This window comes from Azospirillum sp. ST 5-10 (assembly GCF_051225715.1).
Classification (GTDB): domain Bacteria; phylum Pseudomonadota; class Alphaproteobacteria; order Azospirillales; family Azospirillaceae; genus Azospirillum.
On record NZ_JBPJSP010000001.1, the window covers coordinates 322,750 to 345,412 of the forward strand.

22 protein-coding genes are annotated in these 22,663 nt (G+C 75.4%); 9 read left to right on the forward strand and 13 right to left on the reverse strand.

What is annotated here, in order from left to right:
- Window positions 1-68 precede the first annotated feature (68 nt).
- From ACSBPG_RS01585 to ribA, 3 genes are all read right to left on the reverse strand, one after another.
- Complete coding sequence (locus ACSBPG_RS01585; protein ID WP_435535334.1) at window positions 69-632, reverse strand: L,D-transpeptidase family protein; 564 nt, start codon at window positions 630-632, stop codon at window positions 69-71.
- Window positions 632-1,630, reverse strand: coding sequence for a hypothetical protein (locus tag ACSBPG_RS01590; RefSeq protein WP_435535335.1), 999 nt, complete (start codon window positions 1,628-1,630; stop codon window positions 632-634). The genes ACSBPG_RS01585 and ACSBPG_RS01590 overlap by 1 nt, the downstream gene beginning before the upstream one ends.
- Window positions 1,631-1,813: 183 nt before the next feature.
- Window positions 1,814-2,956 (reverse strand): GTP cyclohydrolase II, encoded by a 1,143-nt coding sequence (ribA, locus tag ACSBPG_RS01595; RefSeq protein ID WP_435535336.1) that lies wholly within the window; start codon window positions 2,954-2,956, stop codon window positions 1,814-1,816.
- Window positions 2,957-3,189: 233 nt separating this feature from the next.
- Between ribA and ACSBPG_RS01600 the strand changes: the two genes are divergently transcribed.
- The 5 genes from ACSBPG_RS01600 (at window position 3,190) to ACSBPG_RS01620 (ending at window position 7,373) form a co-directional block, all read left to right on the forward strand.
- Entirely contained in the window at window positions 3,190-4,074 is an 885-nt protein-coding gene (locus ACSBPG_RS01600) for a RibD family protein (protein WP_435535337.1), read from the forward strand.
- Entirely contained in the window at window positions 4,067-5,035 is a 969-nt protein-coding gene (locus ACSBPG_RS01605) for a zinc-dependent alcohol dehydrogenase (protein WP_435535338.1), read from the forward strand. The genes ACSBPG_RS01600 and ACSBPG_RS01605 overlap by 8 nt, the downstream gene beginning before the upstream one ends.
- A 76-nt stretch (window positions 5,036-5,111) precedes the next feature.
- Complete coding sequence (locus tag ACSBPG_RS01610; protein WP_435535339.1) at window positions 5,112-5,516, forward strand: 6-pyruvoyl trahydropterin synthase family protein; 405 nt, start codon at window positions 5,112-5,114, stop codon at window positions 5,514-5,516.
- Window positions 5,513-6,571 (forward strand): glycosyltransferase, encoded by a 1,059-nt coding sequence (locus ACSBPG_RS01615; protein WP_435535340.1) that lies wholly within the window; start codon window positions 5,513-5,515, stop codon window positions 6,569-6,571. Before ACSBPG_RS01610 ends, ACSBPG_RS01615 begins: the two co-directional genes overlap by 4 nt.
- A gap of 112 nt (window positions 6,572-6,683) precedes the next feature.
- Window positions 6,684-7,373, forward strand: a complete 690-nt coding sequence (locus ACSBPG_RS01620; protein WP_435535341.1) for a response regulator transcription factor — start codon at window positions 6,684-6,686, stop codon at window positions 7,371-7,373.
- On the opposite strand, the gene ACSBPG_RS01625 is transcribed toward ACSBPG_RS01620, so the two are convergent.
- Window positions 7,355-8,134 carry a hypothetical protein gene (locus ACSBPG_RS01625; protein WP_435535342.1) on the reverse strand — a complete coding sequence of 260 codons (780 nt, stop codon included), beginning with the start codon at window positions 8,132-8,134 and terminating at the stop codon, window positions 7,355-7,357. The genes ACSBPG_RS01620 and ACSBPG_RS01625 overlap by 19 nt on opposite strands.
- 220 nt (window positions 8,135-8,354) lie before the next feature.
- On the opposite strand from ACSBPG_RS01625, the gene ACSBPG_RS01630 reads away from it, so the two are divergent.
- The 4 genes from ACSBPG_RS01630 (at window position 8,355) to ACSBPG_RS01645 (ending at window position 12,221) form a co-directional block, all read left to right on the forward strand.
- Window positions 8,355-9,227, forward strand: a complete 873-nt coding sequence (locus ACSBPG_RS01630) for an MBL fold metallo-hydrolase (RefSeq protein WP_435535343.1) — start codon at window positions 8,355-8,357, stop codon at window positions 9,225-9,227.
- A 10-nt stretch (window positions 9,228-9,237) separates the two neighbouring features.
- A complete protein-coding gene (locus tag ACSBPG_RS01635) occupies window positions 9,238-10,113 on the forward strand; it encodes a class I SAM-dependent methyltransferase (protein WP_435535344.1) in 876 nt (291 codons plus the stop codon).
- A gap of 76 nt (window positions 10,114-10,189) precedes the next feature.
- The gene (locus tag ACSBPG_RS01640; RefSeq protein WP_435535345.1) at window positions 10,190-11,548 is read left to right on the forward strand and encodes an adenylate/guanylate cyclase domain-containing protein; all 1,359 of its coding nucleotides are present in this window, start codon (window positions 10,190-10,192) and stop codon (window positions 11,546-11,548) included.
- Window positions 11,549-11,666: 118 nt separating this feature from the next.
- A complete protein-coding gene (locus ACSBPG_RS01645; protein WP_435535346.1) occupies window positions 11,667-12,221 on the forward strand; it encodes a YcbK family protein in 555 nt (184 codons plus the stop codon).
- Window positions 12,222-12,224: 3 nt separating this feature from the next.
- Here the strand turns inward: ACSBPG_RS01645 and ACSBPG_RS01650 are convergent, their stop codons facing one another.
- The 9 genes from ACSBPG_RS01650 to ACSBPG_RS01690 all read right to left on the reverse strand — a co-directional run bounded on the left by ACSBPG_RS01650 (window position 12,225) and on the right by ACSBPG_RS01690 (window position 22,662).
- Window positions 12,225-13,382, reverse strand: a complete 1,158-nt coding sequence (locus tag ACSBPG_RS01650; RefSeq protein WP_435535347.1) for an ABC transporter permease — start codon at window positions 13,380-13,382, stop codon at window positions 12,225-12,227.
- The gene (locus ACSBPG_RS01655; protein WP_435535348.1) at window positions 13,379-14,410 is read right to left on the reverse strand and encodes an ABC transporter permease; all 1,032 of its coding nucleotides are present in this window, start codon (window positions 14,408-14,410) and stop codon (window positions 13,379-13,381) included. The genes ACSBPG_RS01650 and ACSBPG_RS01655 overlap by 4 nt, the downstream gene beginning before the upstream one ends.
- Window positions 14,411-14,429: 19 nt before the next feature.
- Window positions 14,430-16,355, reverse strand: a complete 1,926-nt coding sequence (locus ACSBPG_RS01660; RefSeq protein ID WP_435535349.1) for an ABC transporter substrate-binding protein — start codon at window positions 16,353-16,355, stop codon at window positions 14,430-14,432.
- Window positions 16,355-18,259, reverse strand: coding sequence for an ABC transporter ATP-binding protein (locus ACSBPG_RS01665; protein WP_435535350.1), 1,905 nt, complete (start codon window positions 18,257-18,259; stop codon window positions 16,355-16,357). Before ACSBPG_RS01665 ends, ACSBPG_RS01660 begins: the two co-directional genes overlap by 1 nt.
- Window positions 18,256-18,753 (reverse strand): hypothetical protein, encoded by a 498-nt coding sequence (locus ACSBPG_RS01670; protein ID WP_435535351.1) that lies wholly within the window; start codon window positions 18,751-18,753, stop codon window positions 18,256-18,258. The genes ACSBPG_RS01665 and ACSBPG_RS01670 overlap by 4 nt, the downstream gene beginning before the upstream one ends.
- Window positions 18,754-18,755: 2 nt before the next feature.
- On the reverse strand, window positions 18,756-19,559 hold the full coding sequence (locus ACSBPG_RS01675; RefSeq protein ID WP_435535352.1) for a polysaccharide deacetylase family protein: 804 nt from the start codon (window positions 19,557-19,559) through the stop codon (window positions 18,756-18,758).
- Between the two features lie 115 nt (window positions 19,560-19,674).
- Entirely contained in the window at window positions 19,675-20,844 is a 1,170-nt protein-coding gene (locus ACSBPG_RS01680; protein ID WP_435535353.1) for a glycosyltransferase family protein, read from the reverse strand.
- A gap of 82 nt (window positions 20,845-20,926) precedes the next feature.
- A complete protein-coding gene (locus tag ACSBPG_RS01685) occupies window positions 20,927-21,520 on the reverse strand; it encodes a histidine phosphatase family protein (RefSeq protein ID WP_435535354.1) in 594 nt (197 codons plus the stop codon).
- The gene (locus tag ACSBPG_RS01690; RefSeq protein ID WP_435535355.1) at window positions 21,508-22,662 is read right to left on the reverse strand and encodes a glycosyltransferase family 4 protein; all 1,155 of its coding nucleotides are present in this window, start codon (window positions 22,660-22,662) and stop codon (window positions 21,508-21,510) included. Before ACSBPG_RS01690 ends, ACSBPG_RS01685 begins: the two co-directional genes overlap by 13 nt.
- Window position 22,663 lies beyond the last annotated feature (1 nt).

The following is a 22,663-nucleotide window of genomic DNA, read 5'->3' on the forward strand; positions in this document are numbered from 1 at the left end:
CCGAGCCCGCCCCTGGGTGGGCGGAGCGGGAACCCCCCATGGCCGGGCACGAACCCGGGCACGGACGGCTACGCCGGAGAGTCGATTCGCAGCACGCTGGCGGGCCCGCAGTCGCGCAGCAGGGCCAGCAGGGCGTCCCCCGCCAGGGCGACGCAGCCGGCGGTCGGCGTTCCCCCGGGGTGGACGAGGTGCATGAAGACGGCGCTGCCGCGACCGGGCACCACCGGGTCGTCGTTGTGGCCCAGCACGACGACGAGGTCGTAGACGTGGTCGTCGCGCCACATCCGTTCATGCCGCCCGGGATAGGGCAGCGTGACCGGCCGGTTGTAGGCGGGGTCGCCGGGGTCGTCGCACCAGCCGTCGGCGGGGGCGATGGCGGCCGTCGGCAGGCCGGTCTCGGGGCGCGGCAGACGGTCGGCCCGCCACAGCACCCGGCGCAGCGGAAAGCGCCCGGCCGGGGTCGCCCCGTCGCCCTCGCGCTTGTCCCGGCGCACGCCGCCGCGCCCCAGCGTGCAGCGGACCTCGCCCCCCGGCCAGCGCAGCCAGCCGTCGGGCAGGACGAGGATCTCCGGGACAGGGATCTCCGGGACAGGGATCTCCGGGACAGGGACGTCCGGGCGGCCGCCGGTCATCAGCCCGACACCTCGACGCCGGCCGGCGCGCGCTGCGCCGCCTTGCGGGCCTGCTCGTACTTGGCGAGGTTGCGCAGCATGACCTCCGACAGCGCCTCCTTGGACACCGGTTGGGGGAAGGCCGCGTCCGGCGCCGGCGCCGTGGCGGCCGCCGCAGCGGCCGCGGGGGCTGGGGCCGCCGCAGCGGCCGCGGGGGCCGGGGCCGCCGGGACGGCCGGGGCGGTCGCGGCCGGCACCATGGCCGGCAGCACGGGTGCGCTCGCCGCCGTCCGCCCCTGGGCGAGCGCCGCGGCGTGGCGCGCCTGGGCCGTGTTGGCGAGGATGGTGTCGCGCGCCGGCATGCGACTCGGGCGGTGCTCGCCGGGCGCCGCGGCGAACGGGTCGTGCCCGCGTCCGACCGTCGCGGCCGGCCGTGCCGCCGTCTCCGTCATGGCCGCCATCGCCGCCTTGGCCGGCGCGGCCCCCTGCGGACCCGGACCGGCCGCGGCCCCCGCGCCCGCCGCGTCGGCGACCGCCGTCGCGGCGGCACCGGCCGTCGCCGGTCCGGCGGCATTGGCCGTCGCCGGTCCGGCGGCATTGGCGGCGGCCGGCCCGGCGGCGCCGGGAGCCGCAGCCACCGCCGTGGCGGTCGCCGCCTCGCCGTCGTCCTCGAGGCCCATGGCGACGAGCATGTGGTCGCCGGCGTCCTTGCCCGTGGTGTCCTCCAGCACGGCGTTGGCCACCGCCACGGCGCCGCCGATCACGCCGCCGAACAGGATGCCGCCCATGACCCGCGCCGGACCGCCGATCTGGTCGCCGGTGACGGCGCGGTAGACCGAGCCGATCACCGGGATGTGCTGCAGCGGATTGATCACGTCGAGGAAGTCCCAGAAGGACAGGTCGGACTCGGCCACCGCGGCCGGCTCCTCCCGGTTGCCGTTGGGCGCCTGCAGCGGCGCCGCCGCTGCCGGCGGGCGGCCGGTGGCGATGGTGCTGCTGTCGATGGCCATGGCGGACATGGTTGCCTCCTGGTCTCGCGCGATCGAGTCGGTCGGCTGCCTACACGCAAGACCCGTGCCAGGGACGGGAGGGGGGACTTGGGCGGGACTCCGCCGGGCCGGCCGGCGCCGGCCGCCGGCCGGCCCCGGCAACATGTGCCGGGCGGGCGGCCAATCGTGCCGCCCGCCGGGCGGGCGGCGCGCTCAGAACAGGTGGCCGCTGCGCTCCGCCTTGGTGCGCAGGTAGCCTTCGTTGTGGGCGTTGGAGGGGAAGACGTGGGGCACCCGCTCCACCACCTCGATGCCGCAGCGGGCGAGCTGGTGCAGCTTGTCCGGGTTGTTGGTCATCAGCCGCACCGCGGTGAAGCGCAGCTGCCGCAGCATCTCCGCCGCCGGCAGGTAGACCCGCTCGTCCGCCTCGAAGCCCAGCATCTCGTTGGCGTCGACGGTGTCGAAGCCACGATCCTGGATGCGGTAGGCGCGCAGCTTGTTGACCAGGCCGATGCCCCGTCCCTCCTGGGCGAGGTAGAGCAGCACGCCGCCGCCGGCGCGGGCGATCTCGGTGATGGCGCCGCGCAGCTGCTCGCCGCAGTCGCAGCGCAGCGAGCCCAGCAGGTCGCCGGTGAAGCACTCCGAGTGGAGGCGGGCCAGCACCGGCCGGTCCGGCGACGGGTCGCCGATGACGATGGCCAGGAACTCCGGCCCGCCGTCGGCCGGGCGGAAGGCGACGACGCGGGCGTCCTCGGCCCCCTCCAGCGGCACCCGCGCCTCGGCGACGCGGCGCAGCGTGCGGACCACGTGGACGCGGTAGTCGGCGACGTCGCGCGCCCGCGCCGCCAGGACGTCGTGGCGCGCCGCCCAGGCGCCGGCGCTGCCGCGCAGGCCGCGCACCGGCACCACCACGGCCGCCGGCAGCAGGCGCGCCACCTTGGCGAGGTCGACCGCCGCCGCCGCCGCCGAGCCCGGCGCCGCGGCGGCGGCGGCGAGGCCGGCCGGCAGGGCCGCCGCCGGCTGCTGCTCCGGGTCGGCCAGACGCAACGCCTCGTCGGCCCGCAGCCCGGCGGCCAGGGTGAGCGCGACCGCGCCGTCCTCGGGTGCCGGGAGGCCCAGCATGGCGGCGCGCCGGCGCGTCACCGCCAGCACCGGATCGCCGCCGGCCAGCCGCTTCAGCCGGGCCAGCGACTCGGCCTCCAGCATCTCCACCGCCAGGACCAGGGCGCACGACCCGTCTTCGGCTTCGACCGCCACCGGCTCGCCCCGCCGCAGGGCGGCCAGGACACGGTCGACGGTGCGCATCGCCGCTTCGTCGACGGGGTGGGGCGGGTCGGGCTGCAGGTCTGCGTACATCGGCCGGGTACCAGGTGAAAGCGCCGCCGGGCGGGCGTCGGCGGCACGGTAGCCGCCGCCGGGGAGAAAAGCAAAAGCGCAAGAGCCGCGCCACCGTCCGCGCGCTGCCCTCACATGGGGGTGGCGGCGGGCCCTGTCACCCTTCGCCGGCCGTCCTCGCCCGCACGGGCGGGCCGGCTCACCCGTTCGGCCGATTCCGGCGGCCCGGCGGCGTTCCCACATGACGGTGCGCCATGAACAGTTTCGACCGTCCCACGCCGGACCGGGTCTGGCAAGCCGTCCTCTCGCTCCGCTCCGTTGCGCGCGGCGCAACGATCGACCCCGTTGCGCGCGGCGCAACGAGCGGCGCGTCCGCGCCGGGCGACGGCGGCCTGCTCCAGGTCACGGCCGACGGCCGCTGGTCGTCGGCGGTCGAGCTGTGCAGCGAGGGGGCGGCGCTGTGCGACCTCTACCTGCCGCTGGTCGCCGCGGCGGCCGGCCGCCCCTACGCCGTGGCCCACCTCGGGCAGAGCCTCGACGGCTGCGTGGCCACCGCCGGCGGCGCCTCGCAGTGGGTCACCGGCCACGAGGACGTGGTGCACAACCACCGCCTGCGGGCGCTGGCCGACGCCGTGCTGGTGGGCGCCGGCACCGCCGCGGCCGACGACCCGCGGCTCACCGTGCGGCACTGCGCCGGCGCCCACCCCGTGCGCGTCGTCGTCGATCCCGGCCGCCGCCTGCCCGAGACCCTGACCCTGTTCACCGACGACGCGGCGCCGACCCTGCTGCTGTGCACGGCCGCGGCGGCGCAGGGCGGTCCGCGCCACGGGGCGGCGGAGGTGGTCGGGCTGCCCGCCACCGCCGACGGCCGCCTCTGCCCGCGCGCCGTGCGCGCCGCCCTGGCCGAGCGCGGGCTCCCCCTGCTGTTCGTCGAGGGCGGCGGGGTCACGGTGTCGCGCTTCCTGGAGGCCGGGGCCCTCGACCGCCTGCAGGTCACCGTGGCGCCGCTGTTCCTCGGCGCCGGCCGCCGCGGCGTCGCACTGCCGGCCGTCGCCGCGATGGACGAGGCGCTGCGCCCGCCGGCCCGCCGCTTCGCGCTGGGGCCGGACGTGCTGTTCGACTGCCGCCTCCATGAGTGACCCGGCCCCCACCGCCTTCTGGGTGCGCGAGCCGGGCCGCGGCGCGCTCGGCCCGGCATCCTGGGGCGACGGCCCGGTGCGGGTGCGCGCCCTCGCCAGCGCCGTCAGCCGCGGCACCGAGAGCCTGGTCTTCCGCGGCGGCGTGCCGGCCGAGCTGCACGCCCTCATGCGCTGCCCCTTCCAGGAGGGGGAGTTCCCCGGGCCGGTGAAGTACGGCTACAGCCTCGTCGGCGTCGTCGAGGAGGGGCCGCCGGAGCTGGCCGGCCGCACGGTGTTCTGCCTGCACCCCCACCAGGACCGCTTCCGGGTGCCGGCCGCGGCGGCGCTGCCCGTGCCCGACGGCGTGCCGGTGCGCCGCGCCACCCTGGCGGCCAACCTGGAGACGGCGGTCAACCTGCTGTGGGACGCCCTGCCCCCGCTCGGCGTGCGCGCCGCCGTGGTGGGCGGCGGCGTGGTCGGCTGCCTGGCGGCCTGGCTGCTCGCCCGCCTGCCCGGCGCCGCCGTGCAGCTGGTCGACGTCAACCCGGCCCGGGCGGCGGTGGCGGCGGACCTCGGCGTCGCCTTCGCCGGGCCCGACGCGGCGGCGGGCGACCGCGACCTGGTGGTGCACGCCAGCGGGACGCCCGAGGGCCTCGCCACGGCGCTGCGGCTGGCCGGCTTCGAGGCCACGGTGGTCGAGGCGAGCTGGTACGGCGACCGGCCGGTGCCGGCGCCCTTGGGCGGCGCCTTCCACCCGCGCCGGCTGCGGCTGCTGTCGAGCCAGGTGGGCAGCATCGCCCCGGCGCTGCGCGGCCGGCGCAGCCACCGCGAGCGTCTGGAGCTGGCGCTGGCGCTGCTCGCCGACCGCCGCCTCGATTCGCTGTTGACCGGCGACAGCCCCTTCGCCGACCTGCCCGCCCTGATGCCCCGCCTCGCCGCCGGTTCCGGCGACGCGCTGTGCCACACCATACATTATGGCTGACGGGACACCTGACCGACGGGACACCTGATCGACGGGACGCCGGGCCGGCGTCCCGCCACTGCGGAGGACACGCGGCATGTACAGCCTGACGGTGCGCGACCACATCATGATCGCCCACAGCTTCAAGGGCGCGCTCTTCGGGCCGGCGCAGCGGGTGCACGGGGCGACCTTCGTGGTCGACCTGGAGTTCCGCCGCGGCGCCCTCGACGGCGATGGGCTGCTGGTCGACATCGGCGCCGCCCGCGGGCTGCTGCGGGCGGTGCTGGAGCCGCTGGACTACCGCAACCTGGACGAGGTGGCGGAGTTCGGCGGGCGCAACACCACCACCGAGTTCCTGTGCGGCGAGATCTTCCGCCGCGTCGCCGCCCGCCTCGCCGACGGGGCGCTCGGCGAGGGCGGGCGGGCGGTGGAGTCGCTGAAGGTGACCTTGCACGAGTCGCCGCTGGCCTGGGCCGCCTACGAGGGCGCCCTGGCGCGATGACGGCGCCGGCGCTGCACCTTCTGGTGCCGGGCCCGCTGGAGCAGGTCACCGGCGGCTACCGCTACGACCGCCGGATGGTGGAAGGCCTGCGCCGGCGCGGCTGGACCGTCGCCGTGCACCCGCTGCCCGGCCGCCACCCGCTGGCCGACGGCCCGGCCGTCGCGGCCGCCGCGGCGACCCTGGCGGGCCTGCCCGACGGCGCCGCCGTGCTGGCCGACGGGCTGGCGCTGCCCAGCCTCGCCGCGGCGATGGCGCGCGAGCGCCGGCGCCTGCGGCTGGCGGCGCTGGTGCACCATCCCCTGTGGCGCGAGGCGGACCTGGACGGGACGCGCCGCGCCGCGCTGCGGCGGCTGGAGGGGGCGGCGCTCGCCTGCGCCCGCCGGGTCGTGGTGCCGAGCCGGGCCACCGCCGCCGACCTCGCCGCCATGGGGGTGGCGGCGGACGTGGTCGCCGTGGTGCCCCCCGGCACCGATCCGGCGCCGGCCGCCGCGGGCTCCGGCGGCGTGGCACCGGCCCTGCTGGCGGTCGGCATGGTGACGCCGCGCAAGGGGCATCTCACGCTGGTGGCGGCGCTGGCGGCGCTGACCGACCTGCCCTGGCACCTCACCCTGGTGGGCAGCCTCGAGCGCGACCCGGCGCACGCCGGAGCCGTGCGCGACGCGCTGGCCCGCGCCGGGCTGGCGCACCGGGTGACCCTGCGCGGCGCGGTGGCCGAGGCGGACCTCGCCGCCGCCTTCGCGGCCGCCGACCTGTTCGTCCAGCCCTCCCACCACGAAGGCTACGGCATGGCGCTGGCCGAGGCCCTGGCGCGCGCTCTGCCCGCCGTCTCCACCGCCGTCGGCGCGGCGCCGGAGCTGCTGGCCGGCGGCGCCGGCCTGACGGTGCCGCCCGGCGATGCCGGCGCGCTCGCCGCCGCCCTGCGCGCGGTGCTGGGCGAGCCGGACCGCCGGCGGCGTCTGGCGGCCGCGGCGCGCGGCGTGGCGTCCCGCCTGCCGACCTGGGACGACGGCGTCGACCGCTTCGCCGGCGCGCTCACCCCCGTGGTTCGCGGCTGACGGCCGTTCCACTCGCGCAACGACCGCATCGGGCAGGCATGCGGGCGGCGACAAGGGCGGTGTCCCGTGATAGAATCCGCGCGCCTTTCCACGACGAAGAGACGCGCTCCGCATGGTTCCGGCGAAACGCATCCTCCTGGTGGACGACGACGAGCCGCTGCGGCAGTCGCTGGCGGAGCAGCTGCAGCTCCACGAGGAGTTCGAGACCGCCGAGGCCGCCAGCGGGGCGGCGGGGCTGGAGGCGGCGCGCGCCGGCGCCTTCTCGGCGGTGCTGCTCGACGTCGGGCTGCCCGACATGGACGGACGCGACCTGTGCCGGCTGATGCGGCGCGAGGGGGTGCGCTGCCCGATCATCATGCTGACCGCCGCCGGCACCGACGCCGACACCATCCTCGGCCTGGATTCCGGGGCCAACGACTACATCGTCAAGCCGTTCCGCCTGGGCGTCCTGCTGGCCCGCCTGCGCGCCCAGCTCCGCCAGTTCGAGCAGAGCGAGGACGCGGTCTTCGCCATCGGCCCCTACTCCTTCCGCCCGGCCTCCAAGCTGCTGGTGGACGAGGCGACGCACCGCAAGATCCGCCTGACCGAGAAGGAGACGGCGATCCTCAAGTTCCTCTACCGCGCCGGCGGCAAGGTCATCGGCCGCGAGGTGCTGCTGGGCGAGGTGTGGGGTTACAACGCCGGGGTGACGACGCACACGCTGGAGACCCACGTCTACCGGCTGCGCCAGAAGATCGAGCGGGACCCCTCCAACGCCGAGATCCTCGTGACCGAGCCCGGCGGCTACCGCCTGGTGCCCTGACCGCCGCCCCGCCGGTTGGCGCCCGAACCGTTGGCGCCCCGGCCGTCGGCGCCCCAGCCATCGGCGATGGTGACGGCCAGCGACCCGCCGGGCCAGCGCCGCCGCGGCCCGTCCGGCCCGCCGGCGGGCAGGGCGCCGGCGCGCGGGCCGTGCGGGCGCCACAGGCCGCGCCCGCGCGGCGCCACCGGCAGCAGCCGCAGCTTGCGCCCGACGATGGCGAGGCGGCGGCGCCAGTGCGCCACCACCTGCGGCGAGGTGCCGACGCGCCGGGCGATCTCCTGGTCGGACAGCGGCGCGCTGCCGGGATCCTGCAGATGGTCGAGAATGGCGCGGCGCTTCTGCAGCGGCGTGTGGCGGCTGGCCCGGCGTTCCAGGGCCTTGCCGACGTCCCACAGCTTCTCCGCGGTCTGGCGCGCCAGGACCTTCCAGCGCTCGGTCTCGTCGCGCTGCTTCTCCGCCTCTCCCACCGCCTGGTCGAGCTGGCGCTTCAGCGCCGTGACCTCCTTCTCCAGGTCCGAAACCTGGCGGCGCAGGCCGAGCACCATCTGGTCCGGCGGCGGCGGCTTGACCGGCGGCTGCGCCGGCTCCGCCGCCCGGGCGGGACGGGCGTCGGCGGGGGCCTGGGCGGCGGTGGCGAGATCGCGGAAGGTCAGGCCGGCGCGGGCGAGCATGATCCGGGCGGCACGCAGGGCGGACAGCGCCTCGCCCTGGTGCTCCGATTCGGCCATGGCGAGAACCTTGGCGAGCTTGTTTGGGTCCATGCGTCGTTCGAGTCCGGCGCCCGCGGTCCGCGGTGGTGGGAAAGCGCGCGCCGACCCTACCACATGTTATGCCTTTCGGCATCCCTACATGTTGAGCGGAACAGTCTGGAATTGCAGACGGTCGCGGGATCGTGCACGTATGACGCTCTCAGTGTGGCGCTCTTAAGGCCCAGCTTTTCGCTCGACTTCGCCGGCATCGCCCCGGCAACATGCCGGAACCATGACGGACGCCGCCGTTTCGAACGCCCCTTTCCCGCCCGGCGGCCCGAGCCGGAGCTTCACGGCCCGTTTCTGGGGCGTGCGCGGCAGCATCGCCTCGCCCGGCCCGGACACCGTGCGCTACGGCGGCAACACCGCCTGCCTGGAGGTCCGCTGCGGCGGGGCGCTCCTGGTGTTCGACGCCGGCACCGGGCTGCGCGCCCTCGGCCTGGCGCTGGAGCGCGCCGGGCCGGCCGACCTCGACCTGTTCCTCAGCCACAGCCACTTCGACCACATCTGCGGCCTGCCCTTCTTCGCGCCGGCCTTCAACCCGGCGAGCCGCCTGCGGGTGTGGAGCGGCCACCTGCCGCCCGAGCACACCACCCGCTCCGTCGTCTGCGACATCATGTCGGCCCCCTACTACCCGGTGCCGGTGGACATCTTCCGCGCCGACTGCACGTTCCACGAGTTCGAGTGCGGCGCCGTGCTGGAGCCGGTGCCGGACGTCCGCGTCCGCACCGCGCCGCTCAACCACCCCAACGGCGCCGTCGGCTACCGGATCGAGTTCGCCGGGCGCAGCCTGTGCTTCGTCACCGACACCGAGCACCTGGCCGGGGGACGCGACCCGGCGGTGCTGGAGCTGGTGCGCGGCGCCGACGTGATGATCTACGACAGCACCTACACCGACCAGGAATACCCGCGCCACGTCGGCTGGGGCCATTCCACCTGGCAGGAGTGCCTGCGCGTGGCCGACGCCGCCGGGGTCGGCCGGGCCGTCATCTTCCATCACGACCCGACCCGCGACGACGCGGCGCTCGACGCCATCGCCGCGGCGGCGCAGGCGCTGCGCCCCGGCACCTTGGTGGCGGCGGAAGGCATGGAGCTGGTGCTGTGAAGGGAGCGCGATGAGCCGGGCGCACCGTCTTCCCCTCGGCCTCGCCACCCTGTTCGGGCTGGCGCGCCGCGGCTTCTTCATTCCCTACCGCCACGCCGCCACCCTGCCGCCGGCCGGTGCGGTGCCCGTCTACGCCCCCTTCGAGGCGCTGCTGCGGCGCTGCGAGCCGGCGTTCCTCGCGGTGCTGGCGGACATCGACCGCTTGGCCGCGGCGCTCGCCGCCTTCGACGGCACGGCACCGCCGGCGCCGCGCTGGCGGCAGGACTGGTTTCCCCGCCTCGACGGCGCCGCCGCCTACGCGCTGGTGCGGCGCCACCGGCCGGCCCGCATCGTCGAGGTGGGCTCCGGCCATTCCACCCGCTTCCTGGCGCGCGCGCTGGCCGACGAGGGCGTCGAGGCCGAGGTCACCTGCATCGACCCGCAGCCGCGCGCCCGGCTGGCCGGGCTCGCCGTCCGCCATCTCGCCGTGCCGCTGCACCGGGCGGGAGCGGAGCCGTTCGCCGCGCTGCGCGCCGGCGACGTGCTGTTCATCGATTCCTCGCACATCCTGATGCCCGGCACCGACGTCGACGTGGCGGTGGCGCGCATCCTGCCGGCCCTGCCCGAGGGCGTGCTGCTGCACGTGCACGACGTCTTCCTGCCCGACGACTACCCCGCGGACTGGGCGTGGCGTGGCTACAACGAGCAACAGGCGGTGGCGGCGCTGCTGGCCGGCGGCGGCTTCGCGCCGCTGTGGGCCAGCCACTACGCCGCCACCCGCATGGCGGCGGCGGTCGCCGCCTCGGCCGCCGGCGCGCTGCCGCTGCCGGCGGGGGCCCGGGAGTCCAGCCTGTGGCTGCGCAAGACGGCGCCGCCGCTGGCCGGCTGGGACCTCGCGGCGCGTTGATCGTTCGTGAAGGCGCGGCGGCGGCGCGACCGACGTAGAATGGGGTGACGCGTTTCCGCCCGCGAAAGGCTCCGCCATGCGCCTGTCCCTGCTCCGTCCGTCCCTGCCCGCCGTGCCGCCGGCGCCTCTGCCCGAGCGGGTGCGGGCGGCCGTGCGCGAGCAGGAGGAGCGCAGCGAGATCCTGATCGGCTGGGTGCAGCTCGGCGTCGTCGTCACCTTCGGCACCCTCTACGCCGTGGCGCCCAAGGCCTTCGACCGCACCATGGCGATGTTCGAGCCGGTGCCGATCGCGCTCGCCGCCTATCTCCTGTTCACCGTGCTGCGCCTGGTCCTGGCCTACCGGCGGCGCCTGCCGCCGTGGTTCCTGCTGCTGTCGACGGGGGTCGACGTCGGCCTGCTGATGGGGCTGATCTGGAGCTTCCACGTCCAGTACGGGCAGCCGCCGAGCTTCTATCTCAAGGCGCCGACCCTGCTCTACGTCTTCATCTTCGTGGCGCTGCGGGCCCTGCGCTTCGACCCGGCCTACGTGCTGACCACCGGGCTGGCCGCCGCCGCCGGCTGGGGCGCCATGGTGGTCTACGCGGTCGCCGCCGGCGACGGCATGGTGACGCGCGACTACGTCGCCTACCTCACCGGCAACCGCATCCTGCTGGGCGCCGAGTTCGACAAGATCGTCACCATCCTGATGGTGACCCTGGTGCTGGCGGTGGCGCTGGCGCGCGGCCGCCGCCTCCTCGAGCGCGCGGTGGCCGAGGAGGCGGCGGCGCGCCAGCTCAGCCGCTTCTTCGCCCCGGAGATCGCCGCCCGCATCACCGGCGCCGAGCAGCCGGTGGCGGCCGGCCAGGGCGAGGCGCGCGACGCCGCCATCCTCACGGTCGATCTGCGCGGTTTCACCCGGCTGACCGCCGGCATGGACCCGGCGTCGGTCATCGCCCTCCTCACCGAGTACCAGGCGCGCATGGTGCCGGCGATCGTCGGCCACGGCGGCAGCATCGACAAGTTCATGGGCGACGGCATCCTCGCCAGCTTCGGCGCCGTGGTCCCCAGCGCCACCCACGCCGCCGACGCGCTCGCCGCCGTCGACGCGCTGCTCGCCGAGGCCGACGCCTGGGCCGCCGAACGCCGCGCCCGCGGCCTCGCCACGCCGGACGTCAACGCCGCCGTCGCCACCGGCCGGGTGATCTTCGGCGCCGTCGGCGACGCCGACCGGCTGGAATACACCGTGATCGGCGACGCCGTGAACCTCGCCGCCAAGCTGGAGTCCCACAACAAGGTGGCGGGCAGCCGCGCCGTCGCCAGCGCCGAGGCCTGCCGCCTCGCCGCCGTCCAGGGCCACCGCGGCGGCGATCCGCGCGGGCCGGCGGCGCTGTGCCGGGTGGCCGGGGTCGAGGGCGACGTCGAGCTGGTGGTGCTCGCCCCTGTGGCAGAAGCGTGACAGGGTTGTGGCAAACATCGGGCGCGTTCCAGCGCTTTGCTAACTTCCGCCTGTAAAGCGCTGTCCTGCCTATGATATGGAAAACGCGTGCAACCGGGTGACGAACCTGGAGGTGAGCATGCGGCTTTCCCGACGTGCCCTGATGTGCGGCGTGCTGGCGACAGGAACGCTGGCCGGCTGCGCGACCGGTCCGAACCCGGACGCCGGGCCGGACACGCCGCGGTCGATCGTGCTGGTCCATCCCGAGAGCGGCGAATCGGTGGCGGTGACCTACTGGCGTCCCGGCGGTTACGAGTCCAAGGCGCTGTTCGAGATCGGGCTGCTGTTCCGCGACCGCCGCGCCGGCGACTTCCTGCCGGTCGACCCGGCGCTGATCGAGACCATCGTGGCGGTGCGCGACCGCCTGGGCCTGCCGCCGGACACGCCGATCCACCTCACCTCGGGCTACCGCTCGCCGATCACCAACGCCTCGCTGGCGCGCGCCAACGGGCACGTCGCCGAGAACAGCTACCACGTCACCGCCCGCGCCGCCGACATCCGCATCCCCGGGGTTCCCGGCCGGCGGGTCGCGGCCGCCGCGGCGGAGCTGCGGCGCGGCGGCTACGCCTACTATCCCGGCAGCGACCACGTCCACATCGACACCGGCCCGCCGCGCACCTGGACGGTGCGGTAGGGCCTACCGGTAGGGATCCGCCGCGTCGCGCAGGCCGTCGCCCAGGAAGTTGAAGGCCAGCACGGTGACGATCACCGGCACCACCGGCAGCATCAGCCAGGGGTAGAGGGCGACCACGTTGATGTTCTGCGCCTCCGCCAGCAGCACGCCCCAACTGGTGATGGGCGGGCGCAGGCCGAGGCCGAGGAACGACAGGGCCGTCTCGCCGAGGATCATGCCGGGGATCGACAGGGTGGCCGAGGCGATGAGGTGGCTGGTGAAGCCGGGCAGCAGGTGGCGGCGGATGATGCGGGCGGGCGAGGCGCCCATCAGCTGGGCGGCGGTGCAGTAGTCCTCCTCGCGCAGCGCCAGCAGCTTGGAGCGCACCGCCCGGGCCAGCCCGGTCCAGTCGAGCAGGCCGAGGATCACCGTGATGCCGAAATAGATGAAGATGGGATTCCAGGTGACCGGCAGGGCGGCCGACAGGGCCATCCACAGCGGCAGCTCGGGAAAGGAGCGGATGATCTCGATGGCGCGCTGGATCACGTTGTCGACCCAGCCGCCGTAGTAGCCCGCCACGCCGCCGATGGCGATGCCGAGCACGAAGGAGATGGCGATGCCGAACAGCCCCACCGTCAGCGAGATGCGGGTGCCGTAGACGATGCGGCTCAGCATGTCGCGGCCCAGCCGGTCGGTGCCGAGCAGGAACAGGGTGCCGCCGGCGGCCGGGCAGGCGAGGTGCAGGTCGGCCTCGAACAGGCCCCAGAACGCGTACGGGTCGCCGCGGCAGAAGAAGCGGATGGGCTGCACGTCGGCGGGATCGGGGGTGTAGACGCGGGTCAGCGTCTCCATGTCGAGGCGGTAGTCGAAGCCGTAGACGAAGGGGCCGACGAAGCGCCCCTCGTGGAACAGGTGGACCGCCTGGGGCGGGGCGTGGATGAAGCGGGTGTGGCGGCTGTCGACGGCGTAGGGGGCCAGCATCTCGCTGACCAGGGTCGAGGCGTAGAGCAGCAGCAGCACCGCCCCGGACAGCACGGCGAGGCGGTGGCGCTTCAGCTTCCACCACATCATCCGCCACTGCGAGGCGAGGAAGTAGCGCTCCTGTTCCGGGGTCAGCCGCTCCTCGACCTCCGGGCTCCAGGGGGCGGTGGAGACGGTGTGGGGCAGGGGGGCGTCGCTCATTTGCCGGCCCCCGCGCCGAGGCGGATGCGCGGGTCGAGCGCCGCCAGCGCCAGGTCGGAGACGAAGACGCCGACCACCGTCAGCACGGCGAGGAACATCAGGAACGAGCCGGCGAGATACATGTCCTGGCTGCGCAGGGCCTGCAGCAGCATCGGCCCGGTGGTCGGCAGCGACATCACCACCGAGACGATGGCGGCGCCGGAGACCACCTGCGGCAGCAGGTTGCCGATGTCGGAGATGAAGGGGTTCAGCGCCATGCGCAGCGGGTACTTCCACAGCACGCGGCCGGGCGACAGGCCCTTGGCGTGGGCGGTGACGACGTAGGGCTTGTGCAGCTCGTCCAGCAGGTTGGCGCGCAGGCGGCGGATCATCGCCGCGGTGCCGGCGGTGCCGATGACGATCACCGGGATCCACAGGTGCTCCAGCACGCTCAGCACCTTCTCCGCGGTCCACGGGGCGTCGAGGTAGCGCGGGTCCATCAGCCCGCCGATGGAGGTGCCGAACCACACGTTGGCGAGGTAGAGCAGCACCAGCGCCAGCAGGAAGCTGGGCGTCGCCAGCCCGAGGAAGCCGAGGAAGGTGAGGGCGTAGTCGCCGGCGCTGTACTGGTGGGTGGCGGAGTAGATGGCGATGGGAAAGGAGACGGCCCAGATGAACAGGATGGTGGCGAAGGAGACGACGGCGGTCAGCCACAGCCGGTCGCCCACCACCTGCGACACCGGCAGCTCGTACTCGAAGGAGTAGCCGAAGTCGCCGCGCAGCATGCCGACGACCCACAGCGCGTACTGCTCGATCATCGGCCGGTCCAGGCCGTAGGTGGCGCGCAGCATGGCCAGCCGCCCCTGGTCGACGGTCTCGCCGCGGCTCTGCATCTCCATCACCAGCGTCGACAGGTAGTCGCCCGGCGGCAGCTGGATGATGACGAAGGTGATGACGCTGATGGCGAGCAGCGTGGGGATCATCACCAGGACGCGGTGCGTCAGGTAGCCGAGCATGGTGCGCTCCTCCGCAAGGGACCACGTGGCCACTCGGCTTCCCGACCGGCGCTCATTCTCTGCCCTCGAACCAGAAGCTGTCGGGCCGGTAGATGCCGAAATGGGCGCCGGGGTCGTAGTTGTAGAGGCCGTCCTCCGGCACGTTGCGCAGCCCGTCGGCGACCACCACCGGCTGCGGCACGCCCGACACCAGGCCGATGGTGAAGACCTGGTCGGCGTTGATCTCCAGGATGCGGTGCCAGGCCTCGGCCTTCACGGCGGGATCGACGGCGTCGCGCCAGGCGGCGAAGGCGTCCTCCAGCTCCTTGGCGGCGGGCAGGTCCGGAGGCTCGCCGTTCTGGCCCTTGGTCTCGTGGTACTGGCCCCAGGCCGGCCACTGGTACTGGGTCTGGGCGCGCGGCACGAACTCGGCCGGGCTCATCTGCGGCGTCGGGATGGCGTTGTCGACGCCGTGGGCGATCGCCATCAGGGTCTCGCCGGCGAAGATGCGGTTGCGGAAGACGTCGAGCTGCGAGGGGCGGGTGAACAGCAGGATGCCGAGGCGGCGCCAGGAGTCGGCGACCAGCTCCAGGGCGTCGGTCTCCTCGGTGCTCTCGCCGGCGGTCTCGACGACGATCTCCATGGGGCGGCCGTCGGGCAGCAGGCGGGTGTCGTTCAGGTTGCGCTTCTCCAGGCCCATCGCGTCGAGCAGCGCGTTCGCCTTCTTCAGGTCGAAGTCCGCCCAGCGCTGCTGGTACTCCGGCCGCCACAGCGGCGATTCCGGCAGCACCGTGTTGTTGGAGGGCTGGGCGAGGCCGAAATAGATCACCTGGTTCAGCTCGTCCCGGTTGACGGCGAGCGACAGGGCGCGGCGGAAGCGGACGTCGCGCATCACCGCGCGCCACACCGGATCCCGGGCGTTGAGGTTGGGATAGAGCGCCATCTGCGCGCCGGTGCCGCTGCGCCAGAGATGGACCCGGTAGCCGTTGCGCTTCTCCCCCTGCTTCAGGAAGGTGTAGTTGTCGAAGCGCAGGTAGCGGGCCTGCAGGTCGCTTTCGCCCGCTCCGGTCTTGGCCGGGATGATCTTGCCGTCGGCCACGCTCATCACCACCCGGTCGATGTAGGGAAGCTGCCGGCCCGCCGCGTCGACCCGGTGGAAATAGGGGTTGCGGACGAAGACGAAGCGGTCGGCCGGCGGCGCCGTCGTCGGCACCCAGGGCTGCAGGGTCGGCAGGTCGGGATTGTTGAACTCGGTCAGATCGTCCTTGCGGTTGTGGAGCTGCTGCCAGTTCTTCTGCTTCGCCTCGGCGACCCGGTCGGCCAGGGTCTTGGCGTCGGTGTAGCGCGGGTGGAAGCGCTTGAGGTAATGGGCCGGCGCGTAGATCTCCACCGGCTTGGCGCCGGCCAGCATGGGCAGGAAGAAGGGGTTCGGCCGCTCCCAGGAGTAGCGGACGGTGGACTCGTCGAGGATCTCCACCACCGGCGGCCGGCCTTCCACCATCAGCTCGGCCGGCGGCCCCAGCGGGTAGCGCTTGTCGTTCTGCGCCATGTCCTCCCACCAGTAGCGGAAGTCCTCCGTGGTGAAGGGATGGCCGTCGGACCAGCGGTGCCCCTTGCGCAGGTGGAGGGTGAAGACGCGGCCCTCCTCCACCTCGAAGCGCTCCAGGATGTCGGGGACGATGGTCAGGTCGGGGGTGTAGGCGACGAGGCGGGCGTAGCTGTAGACGTAGATGATCCGCGTGTCCTTGGCCCGCGCCATCAGCAGGCGCAGGTCGCCGCCGTGGCGCCCGGGCGCCTGCCAGGGCCGGTCCATCGTCACCACGGAGGGCTCCTCCGGCAGCCGCTCGGCCACCGGCGGCAGCAGGCCGACGGTCACCTGGTCGGCCAGCACCGGCGTCTCGACGTAGTCGGCCGCCGCCGGGGCGCCGTAGGCCAGCAGGACGAGCAGGGCCAGGGCGAGGCGGCGCATCACGCCGCGTCGATGATCGAGGCGGCGCATCACGCCACCTCCGCGATCGAGGCGGCGTCGGCGGCGGCGCGCACGTGGTGGCCGTTGCCGAGGTCGACCAGGTGCGGCCGGTGGGCGGTGTCGACGGTGAAGGGGGCGGGCCAGGCCGTGGGGTCGGAGGCGGTGCCCTCGCGCAGCGCCGCGAGCGCCAGCGGCCGGGTCGGGTCGGGCTCGGGCACGGCGGCCAGCAGGGCGCGGGTGTAGGGATGGACCGGGTTGCGGAAGAGCGCGGCGCGCGGTGCGGTCTCGACGATGCGGCCGCGGCACATCACCAGGATGCGGTCGGCCATGTAGTCGACGACGGCGAGGTTGTGGCTGACGAACAGGTAGGTGAGGCCGAGCTTCTCCTTGAGGTCCTTCAGCAGGTTCAGCACCTGCGCCTGGATCGACACGTCCAGTGCCGACACCGGCTCGTCCAGCAGCAGCAGGTCCGGGCGCAGGGCGAGGGCGCGGGCGATGCCGATGCGCTGGCGCTGGCCGCCGGAGAAGCTGTGGGGGTAGCGCTTGAGGAAGCGGGGGTCGAGGCCGACCAGCGCCATCAGCTCCTTGACCCGCTCCGCCCGCTCGGCGGCGTCGCCGATGCGGTGGATCAGCAGCGGCTCGGCCAGGATGTCGAACACGGTCATGCGCGGGTTCAGCGAGCCGAACGGGTCCTGGAAGACGAACTGCACCTTGCGGCGGAAGCGCTCCAGCGCCGGGCCCTCGAGGCAGGGGACGTCGACCATGCGGCCGCGGTCGTTGAAGCGCACGGTGCCGGCGTCGGGCCGCAGCGCCCCCATCAGGATCTTCAGGAGGGTGGTCTTGCCGCAGCCGGACTCGCCGACCAGCCCGAGGCACTCGCCGCGCCGCACCGCGAAGCCGACGTCGTCGACGGCCAGCGCCCCGGCCGACGGCTTGGCGCCGAACCAGCCGGCCTTGCGGGCGCCGTAGCGCTTGGCGATGCCGTCCACCGCCAGCAGCGGGCCGGCGGCGTCGCCGTCGGCCGGCCAGGGCTCGCCGAGCCCGTCGAGCAGGCGGCGGCCGTCGCCGGCCGCGGCGGGCGCCGCCGCGCGCACCGGCACCAGCCGCTCGCCCGGCGCCATGCCGAAGCGCGGCACCGCGCGCAGCAGCGCCTTGAGGTAGGGATGGCGGGGGTCGGCGAACAGGTCCCCGCGCGTGCCGGACTCCATCACCGCGCCGCGGTGCATGACCACCACCTCGTCGGCGAGGTTGGCGACCACGCCGAGGTCGTGGGTGATCAGCAGCACCGCCATGCCGAGCTCCGCCTGCAGCTCCTTCAGCAGCAGCAGGATCTCCGCCTGGATGGTGACGTCGAGCGCGGTGGTCGGTTCGTCGGCGATCAGCAGCGCCGGGCGGCAGACCAGGGCCATGGCGATCATGGCGCGCTGGCGCAGGCCGCCCGACAGCTCGAACGGGTAGCTGTCGAGGGCGCGGGCCGGGTCGGGGAAGCGGACGCGGGCCAGCATGTCGGCGGCGACGGCGCGGGCCTCGCGCCGGCCGACGCCGCGGTGCAGCCGCACCGCCTCGCCGATCTGGTCGCCGATGGTGTGCAGCGGCGACAGCGAGGTCATCGGCTCCTGGAAGATGATGGAGATGCGCCCGCCGCGCACCGCGCGCATGGTCCGGCCCTCGGCGGGCACAGCGGCGAGGTCGAGCCGGCCGGCCCCGTCCGGATCGTTCAGCAGGATGCGGCCGCCGGCGATGCGGGCCGGGCGGGGCAGGATGCGCAGGATGGCCTGGGAAACCACCGACTTGCCCGACCCGGACTCGCCGACCAGGGCGACCGTCGAGCCGGGCCGCACGCGGAACGACACCCCGCGCACCGCCCGGACCACCCCTTCCGGCACGTGGAACTCGACCTTCAGGTCCTCGACGCGCAGCAGGTCGGCGGTCACGCTCGGTCCTCCGTCCGCTCGGGATCGATGCCGAGCGCCAAGAGATTGTCGACGGTGGCGGCGTCGAGCGCCACCCCGTTGCGGCGGGCGGCGGCGGCGGCGCGGGCGGCCAGCGCGCCGAAGCCGTCCAGCGAGGATTCCACCCGCACCCGGCCGCCGCCGCCGGCCAGGGTCAGCTGCATCCAGCCTTGGGAGCGGTCGCGGCGGGTGGCGTAGAAGCGCAGGCGCAGCCGCGCCAGGGCGTCCCAGCGCACCGCGCCGCCGAGCGGCCCGTCGGCCCGCACGCCGGCGCCGTCGACGGACACCCGGGTGAGCTGGCGCTGGGCGGTGCGCGCCGCGAACAGGGCGAACAGCAGCGCCGCCGCGCCCAGCGGCACCGCCAGCCAGCGGCTGACCTCCAGCAGCGCCAGCGGCAGCGCCGTCATCGCCAGCCCGGCGCCGGCCCGGGCGTAGTCGCCGTAGAGGCTGCCGGCGGGATAACGCAGCGCGTCCATGCTCATCCCGGCGCCCCGAAGAGGGCGCGCGGGTGCAGCCAGCGGCCGGCCGGGTGGGCGGACGTCTCGGCGAGGAAGCGCGCCGCGAAGTCCCAGGTGGCGGCGTCCATGACCAGATGGTGGGTCAGAAGGCCGGTCGGCTCGTCGGGGTCGGCGGCGCCGGTGCGCCGCGCCGCCAGGTGCGCCACCGCGGCGCGCAGGGCCGGGGCGTCGCCGACGAAGCCGCCGCCGCCCCGCCAGTCCACCGGGTCGACGTGGGTGTTGACCCGCGGCACGCCGTCGCCGGCGGCGGCACGCGCCGTGAAGGTGGAGAGGCCGGCCAGCCCCGCCTCGGGCAGGCGGGCGGCGACGGCCGGGGCGATGCGGTTCCACGGCGGCGCCAGCACCGGCAGGAAGGCGGCGCCGAACAGCGCGGCCAGCCGCCGCCGCCCCTCGGCCAGCTCGGCCAGCACCGTCCCGGCCGGCCGGCCCGCCCCCAGCTCGCACTTCTTCTCCGCCGGCCCGGCGTGGTTGACGTGGGCCCAGCCGTGCTGGATCGCCACCGCCTCCGGCCAGTCGGCCAGCGCCGCCGCCAGGTCCGGCACCGCCGCCGCGGGAACGACGGCGAGCGCCAGCGGCACGTCGGCGTCCCGGCTCAGGGCGCGCAGCCGCTGCAGCGCCGGCGTGGCCGCGGTGGCGTCGTCGTCCCGCCACCAGAAGGTGGCGGTGCGCCCGTCGGCCGCCCACTCGTCGAGTTCGGCCCGCAGCACGGACCAGGCGTGATGCAGAGGGTTTGCGCAGGGGGCGGTGGAAAGGACGGCGGTCATGGAACTCGTCGGCGCTTGACCGGCACTCCATCGCACGGCCGTATGTCAGAATGACGCACGTTTGCCGAACATTCAAAGAAGTTTCGGGACGTGGCGGCCGGGCCCGCCGGCCTCCTCACCGCCCGGGCCGGCCGGCCGCGAGCCGTTCGGCCAGCAGGCGGGCCGTCTGCGCCGCCCCGTCCAGGCGCAGCGGCAGGGGAGGGGGCGGCGGCAGGGCGAGGGCACGGGCGACGCCGGCGGCGAGGGTGGCGGGGGAGAGCGTCGCCTCCTCGACCACGGTGAGGCGGCCGCGGTCGGCCAGCAGCCCGGCGCGCAGGGCCTGTTCGGTCTCCGCGCCGGCGGCGAAGGGGACGACGACGGCGCGGCAGCCGGCCTGCAGCAGGTCGAGCACCGTGTTGTAGCCGGCCTGGCTGACCGACAGGCGGCAGCGGCGCAGCAAGGCCGGGAAATCGGGGCGCGCGCGTTCCACCACCACGCCGGCCGGCGCCGCCGCCGCCAGCGCGGCGAGCGCGTCCGCCGGCACGTCGGGACCGGCCAGCAGGCGCCAGACGGCGCCGGCGGCCGGCGAGCGGGGGCGCGCCTCCAGGGCGGCGCGCAGCAGGGGCAGGCCGACGGCGCCGCCGCCCACCGACACCAGCACCTCGTCGCGGCCGTCGTCGCCGTCGCCGTCACCTTGGCCGAAGGACGCCGACGGCGGGTTGGCGACGTAGCCGGTGTAGCGGATGCGCCCCGCGATGCGGTCGGCGGCGGGGAAGGTGGCGGCGAAGGGGATCAGGTCGGGGTCGCCGTGGACCAGCACGTGGTCGACGAAGGCGGTCACGGTGTCGACCACCTCGGCCACCCGCTCGGGCTTGCGCTTGGCGACCAGGATGTCGCGCACCGACACGGCGGTCGGCAGGCCGCGCTGGCGGGCGGCGGCGAACAGGGGCAGCAGCTCGAAGCGGAAGGCGCGGCGGGCGAAGGGAAAGGACTCCACCAGCAGCAGGTCGGGCCGGGCGCGCTCGAACGCCGCCCGCGCCGCGGCGGCGCGGGCGGCGCGCCAGGCGTCGTCGAGGGGACGGCCGTCGGCGTCGAGCAGCACCTTGAACGTCGCGTCGGCGGCGCGGGCGGCGGGAAGCTGGACGATCTCCGCCGCCCCGTAGTCGACGCCGGGCACGGGGTGGCCGCCGCGGGCGACGGTCACGTGCAGCCCGGCCTCGATCAGGGCCCGGGTGATCGCCGCGGCGCGGCGGTCGTGGCCGATCCCCAGGAGGTGCTGGACATGGAAGAAGACGCGTCGGGTCATCGCCGGTTCCGGGGAGCGTCCGGATGAAAACGCAAAGAATGGAAGGATGGAAGGGCTTTCATTCTTCCATTCTTCGCGCTTTTCATCGGCGTGTCTCCGGCGTGAGCGGGATGTTCATCGCCACGACCTCGACCGCGCCGCCCGGGCCGAGGCGGAAGCGGTGGGCGCAGAAGTCGCGCAGCTTGTGGCGGGGCGGGGCGACGAAGTCCCAGCCGGTGGCGAGGCCGTAGAGGGCGCGCATCACCCCGTTGTGGGCCACGGCGCCGGTGGCGAGGCCGGCCTCCGCCAGCTCGGCCAGCCACGGCCGCAGCCGCTCCTGGACGTCGCGCGGGCTCTCGCCGCCGGGCCCCCGCAGGTCGAGGCCCAGCGCCTCCATCGCCGGCGTCAGCTCGCCGGAGGCGCGCAGCTCCTCGCGCAGCCGGCCTTCCCAGGCGCCCCAGTGCATCTCGCGCAGGCGCGGCTCCGGCTCGGGCGCCAAGCCGAGCAGGCCGGCGGTCTCCCAGGCGCGGCGCAGCGGGCTCGCCACCCAGCGCCAGGCGCGGGTCTCCTCGGGCAGGCGCCAGCCGGCGACGGCGGCGCGCCCGGCGTCGGACAGCGGTTCGTCGATGCCGCCCTGGATGCGGCCGGCGGCGTTCCAGGCGGTCGGCCCGTGGCGCAGGATGATCAGGTCGGGCATGCGGCGCAGCCTCCGGTCAGGCGCCGCACCACACCGTCCAGCACGGCGGCGGCGGCGGCGAGGTCGTGCTCGGCGGCGGCGCAGCGCCGGGCGGCCTCGCCCATGGCGGCGCGCGCGGCCGGATCGGCGAGCAGCGCCGCCACCGCGTCGGCGAGCGCCGCGGCGTCGCCGACCGCGACGAGGCGCCCGGTGACGCCGTCGCGGACGATGTCGGGCACCCCGCCGGTGCGCCCGGCGACCACCGGCAGGCCGGCCGCCTGGGCCTCCAGCAGCGCCATCCCGTAGGCCTCGTTGACGGCGGGCCACACCATCAGGTCGGCGGCGGCGTAGGCGGCGGCGAGGGTGTCGGCCTCCAGCATCCCGGCGAAGCGGATGCGGGCGCCGCCGGCGGCGGCCGTCAGTTCCGCCTCCACCGCGGCGCGCTCGGGGCCGTCGCCGACCACCAGCAGGCGCCAGTCGCGGGCCGCCAGCCGGGCCAGCGACTCGGCGAGCACGGCGTAGGAGCGCCGCTTGTCGCCGCCCCGCATCATGCCGACGGCGAGCAGCCAGGGGACGTCGTGGGGCAGGCCGAAGCGGCGGGCCAGGGCGGCGCGGTGGCCGGCGCGCGCGGCGGCGGCGGCGGCGAAGGGGGCGGTCTCGACGAAGGGGCGCAGGCGCACCAGGCGCTCCGGGCCGCGCAGCAGCGGCAGCACGGCGGCGGCGTCCTGGCTGGCGAGGTTGACGACGGCGTCGGCGCGCCGGATCGCCGCCGCCGCCGCGGCGTGGCCGGCGGCCCAGGGACCCCGGGCGCGCTTGGCCGCGTGCGACGCCTCGGCGACCACATAGGGGATGCCGAACGCGGCGCTGACCGGCGGCCCCAGCCAGTCCGGCGCCTTGTGGTAGAGGTGATAGGTGAACCACAGGTCGGGCGGGTCGGCGCGCCAGCGGGCGACCAGGCGGTTGGCGCCGCGCGCCCCCAGCGCCGCCAGACGGGCGGCGCGGCCGGGCCGGCGGGCGTCGTCCCAGCTCCGCAGGGTGCAGGCGAGGCGGACCTCGTGGCCGCCGGCGGCCAGTGCGGCCATCAGCAGGCGCGCCATGCGGCGGTCGCCGGACGGCACCGGGTGGGTCGGGGCCTTCAGCGGCGCGTAGAAGGCGATGCGCATC

Bases quoted from the DNA above. Each gene is read 5' to 3' on its own strand.
- ACSBPG_RS01670 (WP_435535351.1), bottom strand. From the start codon at position 18,753: ATGGACGCGCTGCGTTATCCCGCCGGCAGCCTCTACGGCGACTACGCC.
- ACSBPG_RS01625 (WP_435535342.1), bottom strand. From the start codon at position 8,134: ATGGACCCAAACAAGCTCGCCAAGGTTCTCGCCATGGCCGAATCGGAG.
- ACSBPG_RS01690 (WP_435535355.1), bottom strand. From the start codon at position 22,662: ATGCGCATCGCCTTCTACGCGCCGCTGAAGGCCCCGACCCACCCGGTG.
- ACSBPG_RS01620 (WP_435535341.1), top strand. From the start codon at position 6,684: ATGGTTCCGGCGAAACGCATCCTCCTGGTGGACGACGACGAGCCGCTG.
- ACSBPG_RS01610 (WP_435535339.1), top strand. From the start codon at position 5,112: ATGTACAGCCTGACGGTGCGCGACCACATCATGATCGCCCACAGCTTC.
- ACSBPG_RS01645 (WP_435535346.1), top strand. From the start codon at position 11,667: ATGCGGCTTTCCCGACGTGCCCTGATGTGCGGCGTGCTGGCGACAGGA.
- ACSBPG_RS01685 (WP_435535354.1), bottom strand. From the start codon at position 21,520: ATGCCCGACCTGATCATCCTGCGCCACGGGCCGACCGCCTGGAACGCC.
- ACSBPG_RS01615 (WP_435535340.1), top strand. From the start codon at position 5,513: ATGACGGCGCCGGCGCTGCACCTTCTGGTGCCGGGCCCGCTGGAGCAG.
- ACSBPG_RS01630 (WP_435535343.1), top strand. From the start codon at position 8,355: ATGACGGACGCCGCCGTTTCGAACGCCCCTTTCCCGCCCGGCGGCCCG.
- ACSBPG_RS01590 (WP_435535335.1), bottom strand. From the start codon at position 1,630: ATGTCCGCCATGGCCATCGACAGCAGCACCATCGCCACCGGCCGCCCG.
- ACSBPG_RS01635 (WP_435535344.1), top strand. From the start codon at position 9,238: ATGAGCCGGGCGCACCGTCTTCCCCTCGGCCTCGCCACCCTGTTCGGG.
- ACSBPG_RS01680 (WP_435535353.1), bottom strand. From the start codon at position 20,844: ATGACCCGACGCGTCTTCTTCCATGTCCAGCACCTCCTGGGGATCGGC.
- ribA (WP_435535336.1), bottom strand. From the start codon at position 2,956: ATGTACGCAGACCTGCAGCCCGACCCGCCCCACCCCGTCGACGAAGCG.
- ACSBPG_RS01605 (WP_435535338.1), top strand. From the start codon at position 4,067: ATGAGTGACCCGGCCCCCACCGCCTTCTGGGTGCGCGAGCCGGGCCGC.
- ACSBPG_RS01660 (WP_435535349.1), bottom strand. From the start codon at position 16,355: ATGCGCCGCCTCGATCATCGACGCGGCGTGATGCGCCGCCTCGCCCTG.
- ACSBPG_RS01585 (WP_435535334.1), bottom strand. From the start codon at position 632: ATGACCGGCGGCCGCCCGGACGTCCCTGTCCCGGAGATCCCTGTCCCG.
- ACSBPG_RS01675 (WP_435535352.1), bottom strand. From the start codon at position 19,559: ATGACCGCCGTCCTTTCCACCGCCCCCTGCGCAAACCCTCTGCATCAC.
- ACSBPG_RS01600 (WP_435535337.1), top strand. From the start codon at position 3,190: ATGAACAGTTTCGACCGTCCCACGCCGGACCGGGTCTGGCAAGCCGTC.
- ACSBPG_RS01650 (WP_435535347.1), bottom strand. From the start codon at position 13,382: ATGAGCGACGCCCCCCTGCCCCACACCGTCTCCACCGCCCCCTGGAGC.
- ACSBPG_RS01640 (WP_435535345.1), top strand. From the start codon at position 10,190: ATGCGCCTGTCCCTGCTCCGTCCGTCCCTGCCCGCCGTGCCGCCGGCG.